We start from the raw sequence: 1,686 nt of genomic DNA on the forward strand, positions 1-1,686 counted from the left end.
TGGATATTCCGTTGAAGCTGACCCCGTACCGGGCATACTGACCCCTTTAATTTAGGTTCTGATCTGAGAGATTCTGATGGGCTGACAATTTTACCGTTTTTTTCTTAAACTTTCACCTTTCAGTTCGATGCGGTAAGAGGTATGAACAAGTCGATCTAAAATCGCATCGGCGACCGTTTCCTCCCCAATCACATCATACCAGTTCGCTACGGGTAGCTGACTAGCAATAATCGTAGACCTTTTAGCGTGTCGGTCTTCAATAATTTCCATCAGGTCCATGCGCTGCTGCGGTTCTAAGCGGGTTAGCCCAAAGTCATCCAGAATAAGAAGTTCTGATTTTGAAAGTTTGTCCATAAACTTGTAAATACTTCCATCGATCCGGCTCAATTTCGTTTTCAATAGCAATTTCTGTAGGTTGTAATACAGGACTTTGTATCCCTGTGCGCAAGCCTGATGCCCAAGTGCTGATGCTAAAAAGCTTTTTCCGGCACCTGAAGCGCCACTGATCAGAATGGCTTCACCCTTGGACAGGTAATTGCCAGTGGTCAGCTCGGTGACCAGAGAACGGTCAAGCCCTCTGGAAGTATCCAGGTTTAATTCTTCAATGGAAGCTTGGTAGCGGAATTGCGCGTTCTTCTGTAACCGTTCAAAGCGCTGGTCACTGCGTTGCTGCTGTTCAGCTTGTAAAAGAAGCTCAAGGCCTTCGGCAAGATTTAACTCATGATGTCTTCTGGTTTCCAGCAATGCTTGCCAGCTGCTGCACATGCCATGCAGGCGCAGCTCTCTAAGTTGCACTTCAATTTTCATTTTGTAAAAAGTTAATGGTAGACTGTATGTAATAATCTTTGCCCCGGATGTTATGATGTGCCGGAAGCTTTTGAGGATGGGTCACTTCTTCCGGGTGATCGGTCATGTTGTTTTCCAGAACCTTCTGAATGAACCGGTAGGAGTAAATTCCGTTTTCGATGGCTATCTGGCAAGCCCTGCTGAACTTCTCAGGACTGCTATCTCGGTGCAGACGAAAAAGGCCGTCGCAGCTCCGGTAGAGTTGCTCGGGATACCTATTCTGCTGGAAGAGTTGCTCAACGAGAAGGTATAGGTCTTCGGATTTACTTTTGGCTCGTTGCAGATAATAATCAGGGCTACGGTCCAGATAGGCCTGGTTTTGAGAACTTAGGTGTTCTTTCACGGAAGAATAGCCCCCCTTAAAATAACTGCGGATATGGACTGCGACCAGCTTGCCATGTGCATAGATATGAACCATGCTACGGGTATAAACCACCTTTACCTTCATACCCGTCAAGGTGTAAGGAACACTGTAAAAGTGCTTCATAACATAGACATGACCGCTGTGAGCAACTTTGGGTTCACAGTAGCACTTCAATTCAAAGTGCTCCTTAGGCAAAGGCGACAGTAGCGGCTTTTCCACGGCTAGAAACCGTTCCTGGCGACAGTAATCCTTACGCTGCATCCGCGTCTGGTTATGTTCGCTGACCTTTTCTTTTATAGCTTCGTTCAAGGAAGTAATATCAAAGAACTGGCGGTTACGAAGCTTGGCATAAACCCGGGTATATAAAAGCTTAACCTGGTTCTCAACCTGACTTTTATCCTTTGGTTTTCCTGCCCTTGCAGGCACTACTGACATTTGGTAATGATTGGCAAAGTCATCCAGGCTCTGGTTGATCT

2 protein-coding genes are annotated in these 1,686 nt (G+C 46.1%); both read right to left on the reverse strand.

Annotated elements, in window-relative coordinates; translation table 11 throughout:
- Positions 1–90: 90 nt before the first annotated feature.
- Complete coding sequence (gene istB, locus AAHB90_RS32345; RefSeq protein WP_309993742.1) at positions 91–807, reverse strand: IS21-like element helper ATPase IstB; 717 nt, start codon at positions 805–807, stop codon at positions 91–93.
- Positions 797–1,686: Mu transposase domain-containing protein (locus AAHB90_RS32350; RefSeq protein WP_446717949.1), on the reverse strand; the 890-nt coding region annotated here is incomplete at its 5' end. The genes istB and AAHB90_RS32350, both read right to left, overlap by 11 nt.

This window comes from Dyadobacter sp. OTU695 (assembly GCF_038440355.1).
Classification (GTDB): Bacteria; Bacteroidota; Bacteroidia; order Cytophagales; family Spirosomataceae; genus Dyadobacter.

Excerpts from the sequence above, each read along its gene's own strand:
- istB (WP_309993742.1), bottom strand. The coding sequence starts at position 807 with ATGAAAATTGAAGTGCAACTTAGAGAGCTGCGCCTGCATGGCATGTGC.